The 24,631-nt window shown below is 67.3% G+C and carries 18 protein-coding genes; 8 read left to right on the forward strand and 10 right to left on the reverse strand.

Going from position 1 to position 24,631, the window contains the following annotated elements; all coding sequences use genetic code 11:
* Nucleotides 1-30: 30 nt before the first annotated feature.
* From FOZ70_RS35800 to FOZ70_RS35830, 7 genes are all read right to left on the reverse strand, one after another.
* Entirely contained in the window at nucleotides 31-519 is a 489-nt protein-coding gene (locus FOZ70_RS35800; protein WP_021162105.1) for a hypothetical protein, read from the reverse strand.
* Nucleotides 497-1,768 (reverse strand): poly-beta-1,6-N-acetyl-D-glucosamine synthase, encoded by a 1,272-nt coding sequence (gene pgaC, locus FOZ70_RS35805; protein WP_059650993.1) that lies wholly within the window; start codon nucleotides 1,766-1,768, stop codon nucleotides 497-499. The genes FOZ70_RS35800 and pgaC overlap by 23 nt, the downstream gene beginning before the upstream one ends.
* Nucleotides 1,765-3,855 carry a poly-beta-1,6-N-acetyl-D-glucosamine N-deacetylase PgaB gene (gene pgaB, locus FOZ70_RS35810; RefSeq protein WP_219707780.1) on the reverse strand — a complete coding sequence of 697 codons (2,091 nt, stop codon included), beginning with the start codon at nucleotides 3,853-3,855 and terminating at the stop codon, nucleotides 1,765-1,767. The genes pgaC and pgaB overlap by 4 nt, the downstream gene beginning before the upstream one ends.
* A 15-nt stretch (nucleotides 3,856-3,870) precedes the next feature.
* Entirely contained in the window at nucleotides 3,871-6,240 is a 2,370-nt protein-coding gene (gene pgaA / locus FOZ70_RS35815; protein WP_219707781.1) for a poly-beta-1,6 N-acetyl-D-glucosamine export porin PgaA, read from the reverse strand.
* A gap of 105 nt (nucleotides 6,241-6,345) precedes the next feature.
* Complete coding sequence (locus tag FOZ70_RS35820) at nucleotides 6,346-7,143, reverse strand: hypothetical protein (protein WP_219707782.1); 798 nt, start codon at nucleotides 7,141-7,143, stop codon at nucleotides 6,346-6,348.
* A gap of 63 nt (nucleotides 7,144-7,206) precedes the next feature.
* Nucleotides 7,207-7,617: a hypothetical protein gene (locus tag FOZ70_RS35825; RefSeq protein ID WP_021162100.1), complete on the reverse strand. Its 411-nt coding sequence runs from the start codon at nucleotides 7,615-7,617 to the stop codon at nucleotides 7,207-7,209.
* A 734-nt stretch (nucleotides 7,618-8,351) separates the two neighbouring features.
* Nucleotides 8,352-9,350 (reverse strand): LysR substrate-binding domain-containing protein, encoded by a 999-nt coding sequence (locus FOZ70_RS35830; RefSeq protein ID WP_048026038.1) that lies wholly within the window; start codon nucleotides 9,348-9,350, stop codon nucleotides 8,352-8,354.
* A gap of 585 nt (nucleotides 9,351-9,935) precedes the next feature.
* Between FOZ70_RS35830 and FOZ70_RS35835 the strand changes: the two genes are divergently transcribed.
* The 7 genes from FOZ70_RS35835 to FOZ70_RS35865 all read left to right on the forward strand — a co-directional run bounded on the left by FOZ70_RS35835 (nucleotide 9,936) and on the right by FOZ70_RS35865 (nucleotide 21,177).
* Complete coding sequence (locus FOZ70_RS35835) at nucleotides 9,936-11,351, forward strand: circularly permuted type 2 ATP-grasp protein (protein WP_021162097.1); 1,416 nt, start codon at nucleotides 9,936-9,938, stop codon at nucleotides 11,349-11,351.
* 64 nt (nucleotides 11,352-11,415) lie between these two features.
* Complete coding sequence (locus tag FOZ70_RS35840; protein ID WP_021162096.1) at nucleotides 11,416-12,357, forward strand: alpha-E domain-containing protein; 942 nt, start codon at nucleotides 11,416-11,418, stop codon at nucleotides 12,355-12,357.
* A gap of 8 nt (nucleotides 12,358-12,365) precedes the next feature.
* Nucleotides 12,366-13,343, forward strand: coding sequence for a transglutaminase family protein (locus tag FOZ70_RS35845; protein WP_021162095.1), 978 nt, complete (start codon nucleotides 12,366-12,368; stop codon nucleotides 13,341-13,343).
* A gap of 96 nt (nucleotides 13,344-13,439) precedes the next feature.
* Nucleotides 13,440-16,853, forward strand: coding sequence for a transglutaminase family protein (locus tag FOZ70_RS35850; protein ID WP_219707783.1), 3,414 nt, complete (start codon nucleotides 13,440-13,442; stop codon nucleotides 16,851-16,853).
* Nucleotides 16,854-17,070: 217 nt separating this feature from the next.
* On the forward strand, nucleotides 17,071-19,677 hold the full coding sequence (locus FOZ70_RS35855) for a circularly permuted type 2 ATP-grasp protein (RefSeq protein WP_042976774.1): 2,607 nt from the start codon (nucleotides 17,071-17,073) through the stop codon (nucleotides 19,675-19,677).
* Nucleotides 19,671-20,720, forward strand: a complete 1,050-nt coding sequence (locus tag FOZ70_RS35860; RefSeq protein ID WP_021162093.1) for a transglutaminase family protein — start codon at nucleotides 19,671-19,673, stop codon at nucleotides 20,718-20,720. Before FOZ70_RS35855 ends, FOZ70_RS35860 begins: the two co-directional genes overlap by 7 nt.
* Nucleotides 20,721-20,904: 184 nt before the next feature.
* Nucleotides 20,905-21,177, forward strand: coding sequence for a hypothetical protein (locus FOZ70_RS35865; RefSeq protein WP_027791308.1), 273 nt, complete (start codon nucleotides 20,905-20,907; stop codon nucleotides 21,175-21,177).
* Between the two features lie 75 nt (nucleotides 21,178-21,252).
* On the opposite strand, the gene pip is transcribed toward FOZ70_RS35865, so the two are convergent.
* Nucleotides 21,253-22,185 carry a prolyl aminopeptidase gene (pip, locus tag FOZ70_RS35870; RefSeq protein WP_021162091.1) on the reverse strand — a complete coding sequence of 311 codons (933 nt, stop codon included), beginning with the start codon at nucleotides 22,183-22,185 and terminating at the stop codon, nucleotides 21,253-21,255.
* Between the two features lie 142 nt (nucleotides 22,186-22,327).
* Complete coding sequence (locus FOZ70_RS35875; protein ID WP_141667409.1) at nucleotides 22,328-22,525, reverse strand: hypothetical protein; 198 nt, start codon at nucleotides 22,523-22,525, stop codon at nucleotides 22,328-22,330.
* On the opposite strand from FOZ70_RS35875, the gene FOZ70_RS35880 reads away from it, so the two are divergent.
* Nucleotides 22,517-23,668 carry an acyltransferase gene (locus tag FOZ70_RS35880; RefSeq protein ID WP_219707784.1) on the forward strand — a complete coding sequence of 384 codons (1,152 nt, stop codon included), beginning with the start codon at nucleotides 22,517-22,519 and terminating at the stop codon, nucleotides 23,666-23,668. The genes FOZ70_RS35875 and FOZ70_RS35880 overlap by 9 nt on opposite strands.
* A gap of 17 nt (nucleotides 23,669-23,685) precedes the next feature.
* Here FOZ70_RS35880 and FOZ70_RS35885 read toward each other — a convergent pair whose 3' ends face one another.
* The gene (locus FOZ70_RS35885) at nucleotides 23,686-24,501 is read right to left on the reverse strand and encodes a multidrug ABC transporter ATPase (protein ID WP_219707785.1); all 816 of its coding nucleotides are present in this window, start codon (nucleotides 24,499-24,501) and stop codon (nucleotides 23,686-23,688) included.
* Between the last annotated feature and the right edge of the window lie 130 nt (nucleotides 24,502-24,631).

Genomic DNA, 24,631 nt, shown 5'->3' on the forward strand with positions numbered 1-24,631 from the left:
TCCCGTGCGCGGCGGCGCGGCTCCGCTGACCTACTCGCGGGGCGGCGGCCCCGCGTGGGCGACCCATTCGATGCCTGAAATCGAGCCGTTCGCGTCGTGCGACGCGACGAGAATGCGTGTCGTGCGGCGCGCGCCGCGCCGACGGGCGCTGGCCAGCACGGTCGGCGGCACCGAGCGCACCTTCGCGCTGGCCGAACGCCGCAGCATCTTCGACACGCGCAGCCGGAACGCCAGCGGATGCACGACGCGCCCGGCGATCAGCCACATGACGATGGTGCCCGCGATGATCGCGATGCTGGTCGCGTAGAACACCATCTGTTCGATCGGCATCTCGGCCGGGTTGAACGGCAGCAGGTAGCGATACGTATAGATGCAGATCGACGCCCATACGGCGCCCACCAGCGCGGGCCGCAGGAGCCGGAACCAGACGACCAGCGCGGGCCCGGCGACGCGGCCGCGTTCGGCGAGCATTTCGCGCGGCGTGCGCAGGGAGAGGTCAATAATCGGCGCGTTCTTCATGTTGAATGCCTCGGTCGGGGCTGACCCACACGGCCCGCTTGCCGCGGCCCCGCAGCACGACGGCCGGCAGGGCGACGACGGTAGTGATCATGCTGATCAGCCAGAAAGCAACGGGGTACCAGATGGTGTCCAGGAAGTACATCAGGAGTTTTTCGTCATACTGACGATCGATCATGCTGCCGATGATCAGTTGCAGGATGCAGGTCGCAACCAGCAACATCCCGTGCCAGTGCGGCACGACCGATACGTGCCAGCTCAGCGGCAGCGGATGGACGACGTTCACCAGCGCGAGCAGCAGGATGAACGACATCGAATAGGCCCACGCGATGCCGATCAGGTACTCGGCGAACAGCGGCCACATCATCATCTGCGTCGGCCGCGCGAGCGTGCCCGCATATTTCAGCAGCACCTGGATGCCGCCTTTCGACCAGCGCAGCCGCTGCCGGTAGAGCCCCATCAGCGTCTCGGGCATCAGGATCCAGCTGAGCGCGTGCGGCTCGTATACGACGCGCCAGTCGCGGCATTGCAGCTTCCAGCTGATGTCGATGTCCTCGGTCAGCATGTCCGAGCTCCAGTAGCCGACGTCGGCGAGCGCGGTCTTGCGGAACATCGTGACGACGCCCGACACCGTGAAGATGCGGCCGTACACCTGCTGCGTGCGCTTGATCAGCCCGACGATCGACGAGAATTCGCCGACCTGCATGCGGCCGAGCAGCGACGTGCGTGTGCGGATGCGCGGGTTGCCGGTCACGGCGCCGACGCCCGGGTCGGTCAGGAAGTGCTCGAGCATCCAGCCGATCGCATCGTGCGCGAGCAGCGAATCGCCGTCGATGCACAGCAGGAATTCCGCGTTCGACACAGCGGCCGCGGTCGTGAGCCCGACCGCCTTGCCTTCGTTGCGCGCGTGATGGATCACGAGCAGCCGCGGGATCTCGACGGCCAGTTCGTTGAGAATCTCGCCGGTGCGATCCCGGCTGCCGTCGTTGACCGCGATGATGTCGTAGTTCGGATACTGCATCCCGTCCAGGTGTTGGATCACGCTGCGCGCGTTCGCGGCTTCGTTGAAGCAGGGCACGACGATCGAGATCTTCGGGATGCCGCTCGCCGCGATCGTGCGCGTCGACAGCACGCGCCCTTCCTCGAGCAGGAAGTAATGGACGACACCGCCGATCATCCACAGATACGACATGAAGAACGGGTAGTAGAAGACGAAATCCTGCAGGCGCTGGATGATGCTGTGGCTGGTCATGGCGTCTTCGTCCCCTGTGTCTTCTGCATCTGCATCAGCGCGTTGATCGAGGTCGGATCGAGGCGCGACTTCAGCGACATCACGTCGCGCATCGTGTCGAGATCCGGCTGGTTGTTCAGGAAGTTGTCCGGGTAGTAGCCGAAGTTCACCGCGCCCTTGCTGCGCAGGCGCCGCATCTGCGCGAGCAGCGCGGTGCCGCCGATGTCCTTGCGCGCGTGCCAGTCGTACGACTGCAGCTCGAACACGGTGCGCCTGGTGCCGAGCTGTTTCGCGCGGACGGCGTCGACGAGCTGGTCCATCCAGCGTTCGGGGTCCTGCGCCTGTTCCATGTACGGCATCGCCATCAGCGCGACGAAGTCGTAGGTGGCGAGGAAATCGTCGTAGTTCTGCGCGAACCACGCTTCCGATTCCGGCTTCAGCACCGGCAGCGCGAAGATGTTGCGCGCCGTCAGCACGTCGCCCGCGTTCTGGTTCGCGAGCACGATCTGTTCGAGCTGGCGCGTCAGGTCGATCAGGTAGCGGCTCTTCTGCCGCGTCCAGCGCTTCATCAGGTCGGGTGTCGCGCGGATCTTGCCGATGTCGGCCGGCAGGCCCCATTGCGCATACGTGCTCAGCGCGTGCCGGCCGGCGTCCTCGTAATCGTCGAGCACGGCGTCGTCGCTGAACAGGATGCCGCTGAACGACGCGTACTTGCCGAGATCCTCGTAGATCTGCTCGATGAACAGCCGCGCTTCGGGGTCGAACGGGCTCAGGCGGTACACGCGCGAGCCGTTCTCGCGCGCCGGCGCGCCGCCGTAGGCGCTGACGGCCTCGAGGCCGCGATGCTGGTCCGCCCGCGGCCGGAACGCGAGCACCGGCATCCACGCATACACCTGCACGTTCGAGCGCGTGCTGAGCTGCCAGGCGGCGCGCGAGAACAGGTCGCCGCGCATCGGCAGGTGCCGGTTCGGGAAATACAGCGATTCCGCGACACCCGTGCCCTTCGGGTCGGCGAATGCCTGCAGGTACACCGATTTCGGCTGCATCCGGTAGATGCGCTCGATCAGCTTGCCGAGATTCGCTTCCTGGCGCGCCGGATCGGGATCGTAGACCTGGTCGAGATCGACCTGCACGACGCGCTCGGGAATGTCGACGTCGCCGCGGTTGGAGGCCGGCTCGCGCATCGACCGCTCGAACCCGCCGATGTCGACGTCGTACATCATCAGGATCCGCCGCAACCGGTCGAGCGGCACGTCCGGCGTATTCGGGCCGGCGTCGAGGCTGAACTGGATATCCATGCCGAGCGACGTCGAGATCTTGCGCACGGGCTGGTTTTCCGCGCCGTATGGCCAGACCATCGAGCGTGCGACGATGCCGGTGCGTTCGCGGATCTGCCGCACGCACGTCTGCAGGTCGTCGTGCACGCGCGCTTCGAATTCGGCGTCGGTTTCATAGCGTTTCTGGTCCTGCAGGTAAAGGTGCGACGTGGTCGCCGGCAGTTCGTTGCCCTGCGGATTCGCGACCGCGCCGTGATGAAGGTTGTGAGTGTGGCAGCCGAGCTCGACGAATTCCGACTGGCCGACCTTCTTCACCTGGTCCCACGTCATGAAGTAGTCGCGCGGCATCTGGATCTTGTCGCTGATCTTGATCGGCGTATCCAGCGGCGCGTCGATCCAGGCGGTGACGATGCCCATCACGGCCGGATACTTGAAGCGCTCGAGCAGCGGCAGGACTTTCGTGTAGTGGCTGCTGTAGCCGTCGTCGAACATGAGCAACACCGCGCGCGGCGGCAGCGGCTTGCCGCCGTGCCGCGACGCTTCGATCTGCTTGACCGTGATGGTGTGATAGTTGTTGGTCTGCAGCCACGAGAAGATGGCCGTCAGCGTGCCGGTGTCGACCGCGAACGGATCGACCATCGTCGACGACGAGAACGTCGCGAGCAGGTTGTCGCGCACGTCATGCAGGCAGATCACGCGGAACGTCTTGCCGTCGACCGGATCGGACGGCGGCAGCAGGTCGATCATCTTGGCATTGGTCACGCTCGGGAACAACGAACAGGCCGCAAACGTACCGAGGCATCCGCACATGAAGGTCCGTCTGGATTGCATTGTGCGATCTCCTTGCTAGAACGGCAGGTTGACCGACAGGAAGCCGGTTTCGGAGCGCTCGCGCTGGCCGTCGTACGCATGACTGCTGATTTCGACGCCGTAGGTCAGCGTGATGTCGTGCTTGAACGTCCACGCGTGCTCGAGGCGCGCGGTCCACAGCGGGCTCGTGCCGAAGCCGCGCTCGTTGTACACACCGCCTGACGCCGACAGGCGCTGCTGCAGCGACATGTCGCCTTTCTTCCACAGCGTCAGCTGGTGCATGACGGTCGCCGCGGCCGCATAGTCGCGGCCCGGGTTGAAGTAGGGGGCGTCCTGGCGCGTGTTGCTGTCGGTGCCGAGGTCCAGCGACACGTTGACGAGCTGGTTCGCGGACGTGTACACGCGCTGCGTGCCCGTCGCGGAAATCTCCTGGTGCAGGTTCGAATCGCTGTAGCGGCTCACGCCGTAGCTCAGCTTGACTTCGCGGCGGTCGCTCTGCCGATACACGATCGAGACGTTCGCGGAGCGGCCCCAGATGTGCGCCGCATACGCCTTCCACGGCAGCGAGTTGTCGTTGGTGTCGAGCCCGGCGCCGACCGTCCAGTAGTCGTTCAGCGCGTACGCGATCGACCCGCGGCCGCCGGTTCGGCCGTCCGAGCCGAACGAGCGCGTGACTTCGCCCAGCACGGTGAGCGGCCCGTGCCGGTAGTCGCCGCCGACGCCCGTGCGCGTGCGGCTGACGCTGCCGCCGTCGGTCTGGGCATGGCCGAAGAACGTATGCGAGAAGACACGCCAGTTGTCGCCGAACGGTTGGGAATACACATAGCTGTCCGACGTGAAGCTGTTGTCGGCCAGTGCGCTGTTGCCGTGCTCGAAGCTCAGGTCGGTCGTGAACACGGGGCTGCGGTACGCCTTGTAGTCGCGCTTGAACCCGCGCACGGCGCCGCTGTCCGGGAACGTGTTGCCCAGGGTCTGGTCGACGTTCCTCGCGCTCGCGTAATCGTCCGCCGTAAGCGATGCGCGGCCGAGCCCCGCGAGCATCTCGACGCTGTCCGGGTGGTCGGTCAGCGACGCGCGATACATCGCGATCGCCTGGCGCGGGTGCGACTGGCCCGAGACGGCGTCGGCATGCGCGGCGCGGACTTCCGCGTTGAACGGCACTTCCTTCTCGAGCTTTTCCAGCGAGGCGATCCCTTCGTCCACCCGGCCCGTATAGATCAGGTATTGCGCGCGCAGCCGGTAGTAGCGCAGGTAGTCGTCGTTTTCCGGCCCCCAGGTGCGCACGTCCTTGGCCGGCGGCAGCGATTTGCCCATGTCCTCGAGCACCTGGTTCGCATCGGCCGCGCGTCCCTGGTCGACGTACGACCAGAACAGCCCCTCGCGCAATTCGATCGGGCGCGTGCGTGCGCCGTACTGGAAGCCGCGCGTCGCGATGTCGGCCTGCGGCGCGGTCGCCTGCTTCAGCGCGCGCTGGTATACCGCGTTGGCCTTGCCCGGTTCGCTCAGGTACAGGTACGCATCGCCGACGGCCGCCAGTGCGTCGATCGAAATCTCCGCGTCCGGCGGAATCGTCTCGAATGTCGCGACGGCCTGCTTCATCTCGCCGCGTGCCGCCAGCGCTACCGTCCGGTCGCCGGCGAGCGCCGTCCTGACCGGCGAATACTCGGGCGTGGACGGCATCCGCTTGTCGAGGTCGTTCGCGGCGGCGAGCGCGCTGTCGATCCCGTCGAAGCGGTCGGGGCTCGTCATCGAGCGCGACTTGTCGCGTCCGCCGCGCACCTGCTGGCGGATCGACAGTTCCTCGAGCCGCGCGAGATCGACCGCGGAGAACACGTCGGGGCGCGCTTTCGCTTCCTCCAGCGCCTTGACCGCGCCGCCGCTCGACGCGAGACCGAACACGTCGTTGCGGACCGTGGCCGGATCGGCGGTGCGGAGGTCGGGTATCTGCGCGTTCGGCGCCTGGGCTTCGGGTACCTGGGGGGCGGGTGGCTGCGCGCCGGGGGCCTGTGCATTCGGCGCCGGCATGCCGGGTGTCGACGGGCTCGACGTCGGTGCCCCCGGAGTTTGCGGACCGGGCGGCTGACCGGACTGTGGATCGGACTGTGAAGCGGCGGGCGTTGACGCGTCGGGCATCTGCGCACTCGATGCCTGCGCGATCAGCGTCCGCGCATTCGGCGGTTGCACATCCGGCGCGGGCGAACCTTGTGCCGACGCGTCGGGCGGCCCCCGATCCGGTGCGCCGGCGGACCCGGCGATTTCACTGATGCGGCCGCCCGACTCCGTATCGCCTTCGGCGGAGAAGCAGGGGCCGGACGCGACGAGCAGCAATACCAGTGGCGCATGCAGGAGGATCCGCCGGTTGGACGGAGCGACGGCCGTGCAGGATTGTTGATGATTGTTGGCCACGAGGTGTCCTCCTTTCGAAACGATCACATCGGTGACACGCGTGACGACGTACGTCGTCGCGTGTCGCGCGGCCGGGCTGCGAGTGCCCGGCAATGCGGCGCCGGCTCACAGCCGGTTACGGATCGCCTGGCCGAGCAACGCACGCGATTCGCTGTTCGTCGGGTCGATCGCGAGCGCGCGGCTCGCGTTTTGCTCGACACAGTTCCATTCGTCGATCACCGCACACGAGCGCGCCTTCGCCAGCGCACGCGCGCTTTCCAGTTCCGCGTGCGTGACGCTCGCCGTCTGCATGCGCGTGGCGTCGGTGCGGTATGTCCGGGGTTTGGGCGCGAAGTCCATCCGCTTGTCCGTGCCTGCCAGCGTGTCCGCATGCGGCGGCCGATGCGTGGCGCCGTGCCGCGTGGCGGCGCGACCGGAGGCGGTTGCCTGCTGCGTACCGGCCGCGAGTGCCACCGGTGGCGCATGCGACGGCCGCCGGTGCGTCGCGACGGCGCGGGAAGCGGGGTGCGGCGCGGGTTCCGGTGCGACCGTGAGCGTGACGGGCGGCACGGTCGATACCTCGGGTGCTGCCGACGCCGACGCGGCCTGCCATGGCGGCGCGGGCGGTGTGGCCTGCGCGCGTGTCGACGCCGGCACGCGCGCGACGGATGTGCCGGACGACGCGCTCGCGCGGGAGGCCAGGGTCACGATCGCGTTGCGATACTTTCCGACCGCGGTTCCGATTGCGCCGGAAATGTCGTGCGCCACGCTCGGGTGGCCGACCGTCGTGTCTCGCTCGGCATACGCGAATAGGCCGAAGATCGTGGCAAACGCGACGAAGCTGAGTGCTGCATTCTTTCCCGGGCCCCAGGAGGGTTTCGGCTGGGGGGCGGGCGAGCGGTCCGGTCGTTCGGCAGGAGGCATGCAATGCTCCTCGATTCGATGCGCGGCGGTGAATGGCGTGATCGGGGCGGGGTCAGGCGGGACTTACCATCGCAACTGCGTGGTGAGTGCGCCGGTTTCCACGATCGCGAACTGGGTGGCTCCCTGGTACGTTCCCTCCACCCGGTAACTTGCGTCGGGCACGCTGAACAGGCAGCGCGACCCGGACGCATTGAACTCGACGAGCACGCGTCCATGGCGGCGCAGCCGCACCTGCACATTGGCAAGCGGCTGCCCGGTGCTGGCCGAAGCAAACGACACGCCCAGGTTGTACGGCCGGCCATCGGGAGGCAGCGGCGCCGTGCCGTCGATCCGCGCGTCGCCGCAGATATACGAGATTACGTAGCGCCCGTCGCCCGGCCCCGACGCAGGCGTCTGGGCCGTTGCATTCATGCAGAGCGCGGAGAGGGCGGCGCTCAGGAAAGGGCGAGCGTGCTGTCGAATCGAGGACGGCATTGCAACCTCCGTTCCGGAATCAATGACGAGTATTTATTCCGAGTCAAATCTGCCAGCGTTCTTTTTGCGACACGCTATTGATACACGATGGATTGCGAACCAACAATCGCGTGTGGCCCGAATGGGACGGCGGTGAAATATCCTATTTACACAGGATAAGGACGGATTTGTTTGACTCTCTTAATACTGAAGAAAGTCGATATTGCCGAATATGAATATTGCTATTCGGTAGCGATGATCCCGCACGCATTGAATCACGTCTGTCGTATCGACATTCATGCCGAAAAATAACGACTGATAAAAGAAATGTTTGCGGCTGTGTGTGCGGCGGATCGATGTCGGTTCGGGTACAGGTCGAGCGAAATGAAAAGGGCGCCGTGACGTTGTTAGTATTTTAGAGTGTTGCGGGTGAATCGAAACTTTTAATTTGTTCTGTAACAGGGTGTTTCTGTTCTGATAATCAGATGGAATATTCCGGTGCATCGTGCCGGATGTAAAAGAATCAAGTCATGAAATGCAAACGTTTGCGATTCCACTGATAACGATTACCGGTCTGTCGCGTTATTTTTCGGGTTGCGACGGGATCGCTATTTGCTGCCGGAAAAGCGGGTCGCGTTCGCCGGGAAGCGACGCGGATGCATGCGCACACCGCATGGCTGAAATTCGCGGTTGCGTTCGCGTCGTCGCCGGACACGACGCGAACGCGAACGCGATCAAGATCACAATCGCGAAGATCAGCGGCTGGCGCCCGCGCTGCGCCGCGCGATGCGCATCGCCGGCGCGGATGCCTGTTCGTCCGCGCCGACGGCACCTTCGACCGCCGCGCGCGGCCGATTCATGATGTACGTCCACAGTTGCTCGGCCGCGAGCCCGCGCTTGCGGGCCGACCGATACAGGCGGATCTCGAGTTCGGTGATCCAGTCGCCGGAACCCGCGCATACGAGCGTGCCTTCCGCGAGCTCCTTCGCAACGCAGCTTTCAGGCAGCCAGCCGATCCCGTGCCCGGCCACGACCATGCCCTTCAACGCTTCGGACATGTGCGTCTCGAAGCACCGGTGCACCACGTACGGCTCGGTTGCGTTCAGCAGCAGCATCTCGACGATGTTGCCGAGGAACGCGCCCGACGAATACGCGAGCAGCGGCAGCGGTGCGTCGGGTGTGCCCGGCAGCTGGAACACGGGCTTGCCGCGCGCATCGGGCGTCGATACGGGCAGGATCCGTTCGACGCCGAGGCTGACGAACGGGAAGTGGTTCGGGTCGAGCACGATCGGCAACTGCGGATGGTGATAGCCGAGCAGCAGGTCGCATTCACCTTCGACGAGCTGCTGCACGCCCTCCGGCACGTTCACCGCGTTCACGCGCGCGGTCACGTGGCCGACCTCGCCGTTGAGCTGCTTGAGCCATTCGGGGAACAGCGTGAAGACGAGCGTATGGGCGACCGCGAAACGCACGACCTGATCGCTGGCCGCGAACTGGTCGTAGCCGTTCACGAGATTGCGCGCCGCATACATGCTGCGCAGGATGTCCGCGGCGAGCCCGCGGAACATCTGGCCGGCCGGCGTCAGCGTGATCGGGTTGATGCTCCGGTCGACCAGCTTCGCGTCCATCCAGGTTTCGAGTGCGGCAATTCGTCTGCTGAATGCCGACTGCGTGAGGTGCCGGTGACGTGCGGCCCGGGAAAAACTCTTGGTATCCGCAAGGCTCAGGAAATCTTCCAGCCACTTTGCTTCCATTTCGATCTTCGCTTTTTATAGTCGGGCGCCTGAAGGGCGGCACCCCGTGCTGCACCAATTTTCTAGCGTACCGCGCCTCGCGTGGGTCGGCCCGATGTTTTTTTTCGATCGGTGTCAGTCGAAATATGCATGGGCGTTGTCGGCGGGATTACGGCTGCATAGCGTTGAGGTGCCGGATCCGGCTAACCGGACAGTTCACAGCATCGAACTGCCGGCGCGCCGCAGACGGTACTTCCCCCAGGGCCGGTTGCGCCGTGTGCGTGCCGGCCCGCCTCCATTGTGGCGGCCCGGTGCCGGGTCGCGCCGTTTTTTGTGCAGTGCAGATTGCACATTCGTGACACGCGGGGGAACTATGTTCGGAAGTCGCGGCGCAGCATCGGCCGTGCGCGCCTGCGACGCACCGTCGTCGCACGTCGCGCCGGGCGCTGCACCACCGTGGTGCGCAATGTCGCCCGGGCGAGCCTGGCGCGGCGCAAAAAGGGGGGATTATCGAGGGAGCCCGCAAGGCACGTTCCTTGCAACGCAGTCGTTACGCCGGTCCGGCATGCGCAATGCCGGGGAAACGATCGATGGAGAAAAAGATCGATGAAGCCATTCGATGAAATGCTGCAATCCGGCGACATGGTAAGGGCGCCTTACGCGCGCCTGAAGCAGTGGCTCGACACGCAGAATCCCGCGAGCCTCGCCCAGAAAGCCCACGACGCGGAAGGCGTGTTCCGCAAGACGGGCATCACGTTCGCCGTCTACGGCGACGCGGAGGCCGCCGAGCGGCTGATTCCGTTCGACATCGTCCCGCGCATCATCTCGGGCACGGAATGGAGCCGGCTGTCGCTCGGCATCGAGCAGCGCGTGATGGCGCTCAACGCCTTCCTCGACGACATCTACCATCGTCAGGAAATCGTGCGCGCCGGCATCGTGCCGAAGCACCTGATCGCGCACAACGAAGCGTTCATCCCGGAGATGATCGACTTCCGGCCGCCCGGCAACGTTTACACGCACATCATCGGCGTCGACATCGTGCGCACCGGCGAAAACGAGTTCTACGTGCTGGAAGACAACGCGCGCACGCCGTCCGGCGTGTCGTACATGCTGGAAAACCGCGAAACGATGATGCAGCTCTTTCCGGAGCTGTTCCAGCAGGTGAAGGTGCGCCCGGTCGAAACCTATCCGCAGATGCTGCGCCAGTCGCTCGCGGCCGTATGCCCGCCGGGCGGCAACGCCGACAACCCGACCGTCGCCGTGCTCACGCCGGGCATCCACAACTCCGCGTACTACGAACATTCGTTCCTCGCCGACCAGATGGGCGTGCATCTCGTCGAAGGCAGCGACCTGCAGGTGATCGACGGCCGCGTCGCGATGCGCACGACCGAAGGTTTCCAGCCGATCGACGTGCTGTATCGCCGCGTCGACGATGCGTTCCTCGATCCGCTCACGTTCCGCCCCGATTCGGTGCTCGGCGTCGCGGGGATCATGGACGTCTACCGCGCGGGCAACATCACGATCGCGAACGCGCCCGGCACGGGCATCGCCGACGACAAGGCGATCTACTCGTACATGCCGGAGATCGTCGAGTTCTACACGGGCCGCAAGGCGCTGCTGGAGAACGTGCCGACCTGGCGCTGCGGCGAGGCCGACAGCCTGAAGTACGTGCTCGACCATCTCGACGAACTGGTCGTGAAGGAAGTGCACGGCTCGGGCGGCTACGGGATGCTGGTCGGGCCGGCCGCGTCGAAAGCGGAGATCGAGGCCTTCGCCGCGAAGCTGCGCGCGCGCCCCGCGAACTACATCGCGCAGCCGACGCTCGCGCTGTCCACGACGCCGATCCTGACCGACGCCGGCCTTGCGCCGCGCCACGTCGACCTGCGGCCGTTCGTGCTGGTGTCGGACCGGATCCGCATCACCCCGGGCGGCCTCACGCGGGTCGCGCTGAAGGAGGGATCGCTCGTCGTCAACTCGAGCCAGGGCGGCGGCACCAAGGACACCTGGGTGCTGGCCGACTGAGCCGGATGCTACCGCGCGCGCCGGAGCCGGCGCGCGAACCGAACGAAGACGGAGTGGACACGAGATGCTTCTGGGACGTACTGCAAGCGGTCTCTACTGGATGTACCGCTATATCGAGCGCGCGGAGAACATCGCGCGCATCGTCGATGCCGGGTTGCGGATGGCGCTCACGCGCACGTCCGACGCGCCGGCCGAATGGTCGTCGGTGCTCGTCAGCTCGGGCACGGATGAAGGTTACCGGCAGAAATACGACGCGTATGCGGCCGATACCGTGACCGACTACCTGTTGCGCGACCGCGACAACCCGTCGAGCGTGCTGTCGTGCATCGAGGCGGCGCGCTCGAATGCGCGGATGGTGCGCACGGCGCTCACGCGCGAGGCGTGGGAGAGCGTGAACGGCGCTTGGCTCGCGCTGCGCCGCGCGCTCGCGCAGCCGGTGCCGGAAAGCGAGCTGCCGGCCGTGCTCGACCAGGTGAAGCGCGAAACCGCGCTGATCCTCGGCAGCTTCTACAGCACGATGCTGCGCAACGAGATCTTCGATTTCGCGCAGATCGGCGCGTTCGTCGAGCGCGCCGACAACACCGCGCGCATCATCGACGTGAAATACCACCTGCTGCTGCCGTCGGTGTCGCACGTCGGCACGATCCTCGACAACTACCAGTGGGAGACGATCCTGCGCTGCGTCGCCGCGCACCGTTCGTACCGCTGGGTGTACGACGTGCAGTACAAGCCGATGAACATCGCCGACTACCTGATCCTGAACGGCCGCATGCCGCGTTCGCTGCGCTATTGCTACGGGCGCGTCGTGTCGAGCCTGAACCTGCTCGCAAAGGATTACGGCGTGACACACCCGTGTCACGACACGGCCACGAAGATCCTGCAGATGCTGTCCGATACGTCGGTCGAGCGGATCTTCAAGAGCGGCCTGCACGAATTCCTGACCGACTTCATCGGCCGCAACAACAGCCTCGGGATCGAAATCGCCCAGGCTTACAACTTCGACTGAGACTTGCCATGCGACTCGCCATTCGACACATCTCGCGTTATCAGTTCGACGATCAAGCCACCCATGCGCTGCAACGGCTGCGGCTGCGCCCGCAATCGGGCCCCGGGCAGACGGTGCGCGCGTGGCAGGTCACGATCGACGGCGTCGAGCCGTCGCTGTCCTATGCCGACGGGCTCGGCAACCGCATCGACCTCGTGCGGCACGAGCGCGGCGCGAAGGCCGAGATCGTCGTCGTCGCGGCCGGCGTCGTCGAGACGCAGGACCGCGCCGGCATTCTCGGCAATCCTGAAGGCTATGCGCCGCCGTGGATCTTCGAACGCGAGACCGCGCTCACGAAGGCCGGCGACTCCGTGCGCGAGCTCACGGAAGCGCTGCCCATCGACCCGCGCGGCCTCGACGCATTGCACTGGCTGATGACGGAAGTGCATGACCGCATCGCGTATGCGCCGAACCTGGCCGCCGACGCGCCCGTCGACGCGGAAACCGCGCTGCAAAGCGGCGAGGGCACGAGCCGCGACCACGCGCATGCGTTCATCGCGGCCGCACGCGTGCTGAAGATTCCCGCCCGCTATATCTCGGGCTACGTGCTGGCGGACAGCGCGATGCAGCGCATCGCCGACGCGAAGCAGAACCTGGGTGACGACGAGGCGGAAGAAGCGCTCGCGCTGCAGAGCGGCGAGGGCATGCAGCAGGTGCTCGGCGCGTCGCACGCCGCGCAATCGCAGGGGCTGCCGCAGCCGTCGCTCGGTGCGCAGCCGCAAGCGACCGGGCTGATGCAGCAGCCGGCCGGCCATGCGTGGGCCGAGGCCTATGTCGAAGGGCTCGGCTGGGTCGGATTCGATCCGTTCATGAATCGCTGCCCGGACGAGCGTTACGTGCGCATCGCGGTCGGCCTCGACTATCGCGACGCGCAGCCGGTGACGGGGCTCGGCGCGACGGCCGTCGGCGTCGAGATCAGCGTCGTGCAGACACCCGAGCTCGTCTGACCCGACGCGCGCTTTCGCCGAATCCGCCAGGCCGGGCCGCCGCGTCGCGTTGAACGCGACGCGGCGCGCGGCCGGCCCAACCCGAACCGAGCTCCCATGTCCATCCACGTCGCGCTGCATCACACCACCCGCTATCGCTACGACCGGCTCGTCAACCTCGGCCCGCAGGTCGTGCGGCTGCGGCCCGCGCCGCACTGCCGGACGCCGATCCTCGCGTATTCGATGACGGTCGAGCCCGCGCAGCACTTCATCAACTGGCAGCAGGACCCGTTCTCGAACTATCTCGCGCGGCTCGTGTTTCCGGAGCGCACCGAGCACTTCGAGATCACGATCGATCTCGTCGCCGAGATGTCGGTGTACAACCCGTTCGACTTCTTTCTGGAGGCGAGCGCGGAGCAATACCCGTTCAGCTATGACGACGCGCTGAAGACCGAACTCGCACCGTATCTCGTGTGCGACCCGCAGACGAGCGCGGCGCCGCTGTTCCGCGCGTACGTCGAAGGCGTCGATCGCACGCCGGCCGGCACCGTGAACTTCCTCGTCGCGCTGAACCAGCAACTGCAGCGCGACATCGGTTATCTCGTGCGGATGGAGCCGGGCGTGCAGACGCCCGAGCAGACGCTCGAGCTGGCGTCCGGCTCGTGCCGCGACAGCGCATGGCTGCTCGTGCAGCTGTGCCGCCATCTCGGCATCGCTGCGCGTTTCGTGTCGGGCTACCTGATCCAGCTCACGCCCGACGTGAAGTCGCTCGACGGCCCGAGCGGCACGTCGGTCGACTTCACCGACCTCCATGCATGGTGCGAGGTGTACCTGCCGGGCGCCGGCTGGATCGGCTTCGACCCGACCTCGGGCCTGCTCGCGGGCGAGGGCCACATTCCGCTGGCCTGCACGCCGCAGCCGACGAGCGCCGCGCCGGTCGAGGGACTGATCGACGAGTGCGAGGTGTCGTTCGAGCACGAGATGACCGTGACGCGCGTGTACGAATCGCCGCGCGTGACGAAGCCGTATACGGATTCGCAATGGGACGCCGTGCTGGCGCTCGGCTCGCAGGTCGACGGCGCACTCGAGGTCGGCGACGTGCGGCTCACGCAGGGCGGCGAGCCGACCTTCGTGTCGATCGACGATCGCGACGGTGCCGAGTGGAACACCGACGCGCTCGGCCCGACCAAGCGCGGCTACGCGACCGAACTCGTGCAGCGGCTGCGCGCCGAGTACGGCGACGGCGGCTTCCTGCATTTCGGGCAGGGCAAGTGGTATCCGGGCGAGCAGCTGCCGCGCTGGGCGCTGTCGATCTTCTGGCGTGCCGACGGCCAGCCCGTGTGGCACGACCCGTCGCTGTTCGCCGACGAGCGCGAGCCGTCCGCGTATACGACCGACGACGCGAAGCGCTTCATCGATGCGCTCGCCGCGCGGCTGAACCTGACCGGCGAATTCATCCGGCCCGGCTACGAGGACGTGTGGTACTACCTGTGGCGCGAGCGCCGGCTGCCGGTCAACGTCGACCCGTTCGACTCGCGCCTCGACGACGAGCTCGAACGCGCGCGGCTGCGCAAGGTGTTCGAGCAGCAGCTCGACAGCGTGGTCGGCTACGTGCTGCCGGTCAAGCGCGTGGACACGGCGCCGGGCCTCGACGGGCCGCGCTGGCAGACGGGGCCGTGGTTCTTCCGCGACGAGCGGATGTACCTCGTGCCCGGCGATTCGCCGATGGGTTATCGGCTGCCGCTCGATTCGCTGCCGTGGGCCAGCCGCGCCGACTATCCGTATCTCGTCGAGCGCGATCCGTTCGCGCCGCGCGACGCGCTGCCGGAAGCCGCCGCGATCCGCGCGCGCTACGCGGGGCCCGCCGATGCGCCGCGCTACCTGTCCGGCGTGCATCGCGAGGCGTCCGCGCAGACCGTGATGCAGTGGCGCGACGACGGCGCGGCCGGGAACGGTCGGCCTGCCGCGCGCGACCCGGGTCGCGTTCCCGCGCGCTTCGAATCGGCCGCGTGGATCACGCGCACCGCGCTGTGTGTCGAAGTGCGCAACGGCATCCTGTACCTGTTCATGCCGCCGCTTGCCGCGCTCGAGGATTATCTCGACCTGCTCGGCGCGATCGAGCTGACCGCGCACGCGCTGGGCGTGAAGCTCGTGCTCGAAGGCTATCCGCCGCCGCGCGACGCGCGGCTGAAGCTGCTGCAGGTCACGCCCGATCCCGGCGTGATCGAGGTGAACATCCATCCGGCCGCCAACTTCGACGAGCTCGTCGACCACACCGAATTCCTGTACGACGCCGCGTGGCAGTCGCGGCTGTGCAGCGAGAAATTCATGGTCGACGGCCGCCACGTCGGCACCGGCGGCGGCAACCACTTCGTGCTCGGCGGCGCGACGCCGGCCGACAGCCCGTTCCTGCGCCGCCCGGACCTGCTCGCGAGCCTGATCGCGTACTGGCACAACCATCCGTCGCTGTCCTACCTGTTCTCGGGGCTGTTCATCGGGCCGACCAGCCAGGCGCCGCGCGTCGACGAGGCGCGCAACGACCAGCTCTACGAGCTCGACATCGCGTTCGCCGAGATCCAGCGCAACAAGCTGCTGTTCGGGCAGGACATGCCGCCGTGGCTGGTCGACCGCGTGCTGCGCAACCTGCTGATCGACGTGACGGGTAACACGCACCGCAGCGAATTCTGTATCGACAAGCTGTATTCGCCCGACTCGTCGACCGGCCGGCTCGGCCTGCTCGAACTGCGTGCGTTCGAGATGCCGCCGCATGCGCGGATGAGCATCGTGCAGCAATTGCTGCTGCGCGCGCTGGTCGCGCGTTTCTGGGCCGCGCCGTACACGACGCCGCTCACGCGCTGGGGCACCGCGCTGCACGACCGCTTCATGCTGCCCGAGTTTCTTCAGATGGATTTCGACGACGTGCTGGCCGAACTGCGCGACGCCGGTTTCGCGTTCGATCCGGCGTGGTTCGCGCCGCACTTCGAATTCCGCTTCCCGCTGTTCGGCCAGATCGCGGTGAACGGCATGCAGCTGTCGCTGCGCGGCGCGCTGGAACCGTGGCACGTGATGGGCGAGGAGGGGGCGCCCGGCGGCACGGTGCGCTACGTCGATTCGTCGGTCGAACGGCTCGAAGTGCGCGTGACGGGGCTGAACGACAACCGCCACGTCGTGACCGTCAACGGCCGCGCGTTGCCGCTGCAGCCGACCGGCACCGTCGGCGAATACGTCGCGGGGGTGCGCTACAAGGCGTGGTCGCCGCCGTCCGCGCTGCATCCGACCATCGGCGTGCACGCGCCGCTCACGTTCGACATCGTCGATACGTGGCTGCAGCGCTCGCTCGGCGGCTGCCGCTACCACGTCGCGCATCCGGGCGGACGCAACTACGCGACGTTCCCGGTCAATGCCTATGAAGCGGAGAGCCGCCGGCTCGCACGCTTCGTCGAGATGGGGCATACGCCGGGGCGGATGGAGGTCGCGCCCGCCGCGCCGAGCCGCGAGTTCCCGTTCACGCTCGATTTGCGGCGGCCGTGACCGGACGATGACGAGGCGGACGACGAGGCGCGGTGTGCGGTCTCCCGGAGAATGGGGTGATGGCGGCCCCGCCGGAATGCTAGGATGCGGGCAGATTGCGGCCGAGCGCCGCAGCAGCCTGCCGCTGGTGCGGCCGTGCGCATGCACGGTTGCACCCTGAAGACGGAACGACACCGTGCCGCCCATAAACATCGACCATCTCGCCGCCCTCGACGCGATGCCCACGCTTTTCGATACCGGCGCGCAGCCGGATGCCGCGGAACTGGCCGCCGCGCTCGCGGCGCCGGCGGCGGCCGGCCGCTACGACGAACTGCGTGGCAGCGCGGCCGGCCTGAACGCGCCTGCGCTCGCGCCCGCGTGGCGCAGTTTCTTCACATCGATCGGCAGCGACGGCGTGGCCGACCTCGATCGCCGCGCCGACGCGCTGCACCGGCGCATGCGCGAGAACGGCCTGTTCTACCAGCTGCACGAGCAGCGCGCCGGCGACGGCGCGGCCGGCCCGTGGTCGCTCGACCTGCTGCCGCTGATCGTCACGCCCGAGGACTGGGTCGCGATCGAGCGCGGCGTGCTGCAGCGCGTGCGGCTGCTCAACGCGACGCTGGCCGACCTGTACGGGCCGCAGACGATCCTCGAGCGCGGGCTGTTGCCGCCCGCGCTCGTCACCGGGCACCCCGGCTACCTGCGCGCGATGCGCGGCGCGAGCGTGCCGGGCGACACCTGGCTGCACGTGGTCGCGTTCGATCTCGCGCGTGGCCCGGACGGGCAGTGGCGGATCGTCGCGCAGCACACGCAGGGCGCGGCCGGCCTCGGCTACCTGCTCGAAAACCGGCTGATCGTGTCGCGGCTCTTTCCGCGCGGGTTTCGCGGGCTGCGCGTGCAGAGGCTCGCATCCGCGTACCGCGCGCTGCTGCAGAGCATGCAGGCGCTCAGCCCGGCCCGCAAGAACTCGCGGATCGTGCTGCTGACGCCGGGGCCGCACAGCGCGACGTATTTCGAACACGCGTATCTCGCGCGCTACCTCGGCCTCACGCTCGTCGAAGGCGGCGACCTGACCGCGCGCGACAACCGCGTATTCCTGAAGACGCTGAGCGGCCTCGAACCCGTGCACGGCATCCTGCGGCGCGTCGACGACGCGTGGCTCGATCCGCTCGAACTGCGGCCCGATTCGATGCTCGGCGTGCCGGGGCTGCTGCAGGCCGTGCGCGCGGGCAACGTGCTGCTCGCGAACGCGCCGGGCTCGGGCTTCCTCGAATCGCCGGCGATGCTCGGCTTCATGCCGCGTCTCGCGGAAGGGCTGCTCGGCGAAACGCTGACGCTGCCGGCCGTGCATTCGTGGTGGTGCGGCGAGGCGGCCGCGTGCGACGACGCGCTGCCGCAACTCGCGCGCGCCATCGTGAAGGCATCCTATCCGCCCGAGGTGCAGGCCGGCGGCGCGTTCGAGCCGGTGATCGGCGCGCGGCTCACGCAGGCGCAGCTGGCCGAGTGGCGCGCGCGGATTCTCGCGCGGCCCGAACACTACACGGTGCAGGCCGACCTGCCGCTGTCGCAGGCGCCGACCTGGCCGCGTCAGGACGCGCCCGACGGCCACGGCGGCGCGCGCATCGTGCCGAAGCCGGTGCTGCTGCGCGTCTTCGCGCTCGCCGACGGTGCGCAGCGCTGGCGGCTCCTGCCGGGCGGGCTGTCACGGGTCGGCACGCGCGACACGCTGTTCAATGCGCCGATGCCGCGCGGCGGCAGCACCGTCGATACGTGGGTGATGACCGAAGGCATCGTCGATTCGACGACGCTGCTGCAGACGCATCTCGGCCCCGACGACCTCGTCGAACGGCCGCGCGCGATCGCGAGCCGCGCGGCCGAGAACCTGTTCTGGCTGGGTCGTTACACCGAGCGCGCGACCAACCTGATGCGGCTCGCGCGCGCGGCGCTCGAGCGGCTGCGCGGCGAGGACGACGTCGACAGCCCCGCGCACCTGGAGCTGCTCGACACGCTGTGCCGCGACACCGGCCTGATCGCGGCCGATGCGCCGAATGCCGTCGATGCGCCGCGTGCGTTCCAGCACGCGCTCGCGACGTCGCTCACGCGCGGCGCGGATCGCACGTCGGGCATTGCGTCGTGCCTGTTCGGGATGCGTGGCGCGGCTGCCGCGATCCGCGAACGGCTGTCGAGCGACCAGTGGCGCCTGATCGACGATGCGACCCAGCTGTTCGCGGACAGCGCGGGCCAGCCGGAAGCCGAGGAACAGATCGGCAACGACGCGCTGCAGTTGCTGGAGCGTCTCGGCCTGCTGCTCGGCGCGATCACGGGCGCGCAGACCGACAACATGACGCGCGACGACGGCTGGCGGCTGCTGTCGATCGGCCGGCAGATCGACCGGCTGGACTTCCTGTGCAGCGTGCTGAAGTGCGCGTTCGACGAAGGCGCGGTGCACCGGCAGGACGGCTTCGAGCTTGTGCTGGAGCTGTTCGACAGCACGATCACGTTCCGTTCGCGTTTCCAGCGCGGCTTCGATGTCGCGCCGCTGCTGTCGCTCGTCGTGCTCGATACCGACAATCCGCGCTCGCTCGGCTGGGTCGTGCAGGCGCTGCGGGGCCGGCTGACGAAGGTCGAGCGCAGCGAAGGTTATGCGTTGTCCGAACTGGCCGAGACGGTTCCGGACGTGCCCGCGTGGTCGCTGCACGAGCTGTGCGAAACCACCGACGGGGGCCGGCACGGCAAGCTGCTCGAAGCGCTCGACACGACGGCGAAGGCGGTCTGGGAACTGTCGAACCGGATCGGCGAGCGCTATTTCAGCCACGTACGCGAGGCGGGCAGGACGTTATGGTGACGACGAAGGGCGCGGGGAAAGCCCCACCGGGTTCCGGCGATGCACGGAACGCATCGGCATCGGCATCGGCCGCGAAAGCAACGACTGCCGAGGTCGCGCCGGGCCGGTTGCTGCGCGTCACGCACGACACCGAATACCGTTACGCGGCGCGCGTCGAATCGGCGCAGCACCAGGCACGGCTGCAACCGCTCGCGACGCCGCGCCAGCAAGTGCTGTCGTTCGCGCTCGACATCGATCCCGCGCCGGAATCGGTCTGTACCGAGATCGACGCATTCGGCAACGCGCGCGCATCGTTCGCGTTGAACCTGCCACATGACGCGCTGCTCGTGCGCAGCCGCAGCACGGTACGCGTGACGCCGCCCGTGTGGTCGCGCGGTGCGCGCGGCGCGCCGCCGCCCGCCATCGCGCATCCCGACGCGAAACAGGCGACCGCGTGGGAAGCCGTGCGCGACCGCCTGCGGTTTCGCGCAGGGCAGCCTTACGATGCCGCGAGCGAATTCGTGTTCACGTCGCCGCATGTTGCGTGCGACGCCGAACTCGCCGCGTATGCGGCCGCGAGCTTCACGCCGCAACGGCCGCTCGTGCAGGCTGCCTGGGACCTGATGCGGCGCGTGCATGCCGATTTCGCGTATACGCCGAACAGCACCGACATCACGACATCGGCGCTCGATGCGCTGCGCCTGCGCAAGGGCGTGTGCCAGGATTTCGCGCACGTGATGATCGGCGCGCTGCGCTCGCTCGGGCTGGCCGCACGTTACGTGAGCGGCTACCTGCTGACGCAGCCGCCGCCCGGGCAGCCGCGGCTGATCGGCGCCGACGCGTCGCATGCGTGGGTCGAGGTGTACGACCCGGCATGGCCCGAGGACAACGGCTGGCTGCAGCTCGATCCGACCAACGATCGCGCGCCGGGCGACGACTACGTGATGCTGTCGATCGGCCGCGACTACGCGGACGTGACGCCGCTGCGCGGTGTGATCCGCGGCGGCGGTGCGGATCAGGAGCTGAAGGTCGGTGTGACGGTGGAGCCGCTCGACACGCCGTAATGTCGCCCGATGCCGCGTGCCCGCGCGCATCGCGGTTTAAGTCTTCGTTAATACTGCACGCCTAGCATGGCCATGCCGGCGAACGGATCTTGGTTGATTCGGGCGCCGGCGGCACGCGCGGGTGCGTCGGCGTCACGGCGCCGCACCGTCGCGCAGCGCCATTCCCTTGCAACGGCGGCGGATCATGATCAAGACTTTCGACTACACGCTCGGCAGCGAGACGATTGCGCTTTGTGCGAGCTTCGGCGCGGGGCCGGCGTGGCGCCGCGTGCTCGTGAGCCGTGCGGATTCGATGGAGACGCTGGTGGTGCTCGACGCGCGCGGCCTGTCGGGCTTGCTGAAGGTGGCAACCGAAGCGCCGGAGGGGCTGCTCGACGACGCGATCCGCAAGGTCGGCGACGAGCAGCTCGTCGAGCGGGCGATCAGCGGCAGGGCGATCGTCGAAACCGCGCTTTGATCGCACGATGCGGCGCGGCGCAGCGTGTGCCGGCAGGCATGGCCGCACACGCCGCATCGCATCCCGTCGTGTCGGTTACGCCGCGAACCGGTCCGTGGCCGCGATCAGCGCCTCCAGGATCCCCGGTTCGTTGTACGCATGCCCGGCACCGGGCACGATCTCGAACGTCGCATCCGGCCATGCCTTCGACAGCTCCCATGCGGTGCGGGCAGGCGTCGCGACGTCATAGCGGCCCTGCACGATCACGCCCGGAATGCCGGCGAGGCGATGCGCGTCACGCAGCAACTGGCCTTCCTCGACGAAACCCTGGTTCACGAAGTAATGATTCTCGATGCGCGCGAACGCGAGTGCGTAGTGGCCGTCCGCGAAGTGCGCGGCGAGTGCGGGGTCGGGCAGCAGCGTGATCGTGCGGCCTTCCCAGATGCTCCACGCGCGCGCGGCTTCGAGCTTCGCGGCTTCGTCGTTGCCGGTCAGCCGGCGATGGTAGGCGGCCATCAGGTCGCCGCGCTCCGCTTCCGGAATCGGTGCAAGGAAGGCTTCCCACAGGTCGGGGAACAGCCACGACGCGCCTTCCTGGTAGTACCACAGCACTTCCGCGCGGCGCATCGTGAAGATGCCGCGCACGACCAGCGCGCTCACGCGCTCCGGGTGCGTTTCCGCATACGCGATCGACAGCGCGCTACCCCACGAGCCGCCGAACACGAGCCACTTTTCCGCGCCGACCATCTCGCGCAGGCGCTCGATGTCGGCAACCAGATGCCACGTCGTGTTGTTCTCGAGGCTCGCATGCGGCGTCGAGCGCCCGCAGCCGCGCTGGTCGAACAGCAGGATGTCGTAGCGCTCCGGATCGAACAGGCGGCGATGGTCGGCGCTGCAGCCGGCGCCGGGGCCGCCGTGCAGGAACACGGCGGGCTTGCCGGCGGGGTTGCCGCAGCGCTCCCAGTAGATGCGGTGGCCGTCGCCGGTGTCGAGATGGCCGTGGGCGTAGGGTTCGATCGGTGGGTACACAGGCAGGCTCCGGGTGAAGGTCGACGGGAGGGCGGACGAGGCGCGGGCCGTTGTGCGGGCGGGTACGGTACTGCGGATGTTGCTGCGCCGCAAAACTCGTTGCGTGGGCATCGGACCGGCCGCCGCCGGACAAGGATTGTCATTATGCCCATTCGCCGCGCCGGGCGTCGGCTCGTTCGGGCGCAGCGTCGTTGGCGGGGTGGGTCGCGGCGATTTTTGAAGCAATTTCATTCCGATATTTTTCATACAAAATCCCGGCGGCATATCGGCGTGCCGAAGCGGGGGCGGCGCTGGTCTGCTGCCCATCCACCGTGCCGACGGAAACCAGCCGATGAACCATCGCGTCACGCAGTTGACCGGATTGCGCGCCGTCGCGGTGGCGATGGTCGTGGTCGGACACGCCGAGCACGTGCTGCCCGGCGGCTACACGGGCTGGTACGCGCCGTTGCGGCTGATCGCCGACGGCCGGCTCGGCGTGCTGATCTTCTTCGTCCTCAGCGGCTTCCTGATCACCAACGTGCTGCGCGCCGAATTCGCGCGCACGGGCGGCATCGCGCTGACGTCGTTCTACGTGCGTCGCGCGCTGCGGATCTGGCCGGCCTGCTACGTCTACCTCGCGGCGGTCGCGATCGTGGCCTTCGCCGGCTGGTTCGACGTCGATCGCCGGCAGTGGCTGTATGCGGCGCTGCACCTGTGGAATTACTCGGCGTGGTTCGGGCTGACCGGCGACAACGCGTTGCATCCGGACGGTGCGTGGTATCTCGGCCATTTCTGGTCGCTCGCGCTCGAGGAACAGTTCTACTGGTTCTGGCCGCTGCTGTTCGTGTACGGCATGCGGCGCGCCGGCACGCGCTGGCTGGCTGCGCTGATCCTGATCGTGCCGCTGGTGCGCGCCGTCACGTACTTCGTGGCGCCCGCGCTGCGCGGGCAACTCGGGATGATGCTTCACACGGGCGTCGATCCGATCCTGATCGGTTGTTATGCGTCGCTCAACCGCGAACGGCTCGAAGCGTGGATCCGCTCGTGGCGCGGCGAGACGCGCATCGTGACGGCGATCATCGTGGTCGTGCTGATCGGCGGCCCGCTCGCCGAACATCGGTTCGGTGGCTTCTGGAATGCGACATACGGCGTGACGCTCGAGGCCGCGCTGATCGCGATCGTGATTGTCGTGCTGAATTTCCGCAGCGAATTCTGGTGTGCGCGATGGTTGCGTACGCAGCCTGTCGTGTTCGTCGGCACGATCTCGTTCAGCCTCTATCTGTGGCAGCAGCCGTTCGCGAATCCGGATCTGCCAGTTGCGCATGCGTTTCCGCTCGGGATCGTGTGGGCGCTGATGGCGGCGACGGCTAGTTACTTTCTCGTCGAGAAGCCGTTCCTGCGGTTGAAGGATCGGTATACGGCGCGTGAGGCGCGACGTGCGCGTGACGACGCGTTGCGGATGCCGGCGTCGGGCGAGGCGATCGGAGCGAAGGTGGTGGAGTAGGCGAGTGAGGCGCGGTCTTACTGGAAGCGCTTCTTCGAAGCGGGTGAATACCAGAAGTCGCGGAACATATCGATTCCGTACGTTTTGCCGTTGTATTTAACGATCGTGCGTACGGTACGTTTCCCCTTGTCTGAGTCTTTGTCGTCGCTTTCCATCTTTATGACGTGTGCCGTTATCGACAGATCCGCGAACCCGTCGTGCGATGTCTTTTCGACGGCAATCGTCATCCGTGCGGATTCGCTACGCAGGTCGCGGGAATCGGGGCTGCATGCGGGGCCGCTGACCGCGACCCAGCCGTTGAGATTGGTGCCGAATACAGGGCGAATGTGGGTGCCATCGCGAATCCACAGCGTCAGTTCGTTCTCGGGGTAGGCGTCTGCACAACTCGGCCCGCGCGCACTGCTCTTGAACACGACCCCGAACGCACGCACGTCCTGCGACAACCTGTACGGCGCCGTGTCGATCCTGTAACTGTTCTCATCGATCTCCGTCACCGCGTCTTCCTGAACCACCGACCGCTCGGCCGCAACAACCTTGCCGCCTTCAACGAGCGCGACGACCTGCAACTTCCTGCTTTCGTCCGGGTTCCTGCTCTTCGGCAGCGAATCGAACGCGACGGCTGCGATCGTCGTTCCGGGCGCATTCGGCATGACCTTGCATGCGGATGCGACGACCAGCCGGTTGGTGTCGCGCGCGGCGAGGCGCGCGTTTGCGATGCCGGCCCAGCGGGCGATCGAAACGACGGTCGCGTCATCGCAAGCCTGAGTGTCGGCAGCCTGAACGGCGGGGGCGGTGACGAGCGCCAGAAATGGGGTGAAACGAAGGATTCTCATAGTCCCGATGGAAATAGGTTCTTCATTGATGCTGCCGATGTCGCTTACCGACACGAAGCGGACGTTCGCCGAATCGGTGCCACGCTTAACGTGGTTTGCTTGTGCCAATGAACTGCATCTCACTCAACAA

This window comes from Burkholderia sp. COPS, from assembly GCF_019425585.1.
GTDB classification, from domain to species: domain Bacteria; phylum Pseudomonadota; class Gammaproteobacteria; order Burkholderiales; family Burkholderiaceae; genus Burkholderia; species Burkholderia cepacia.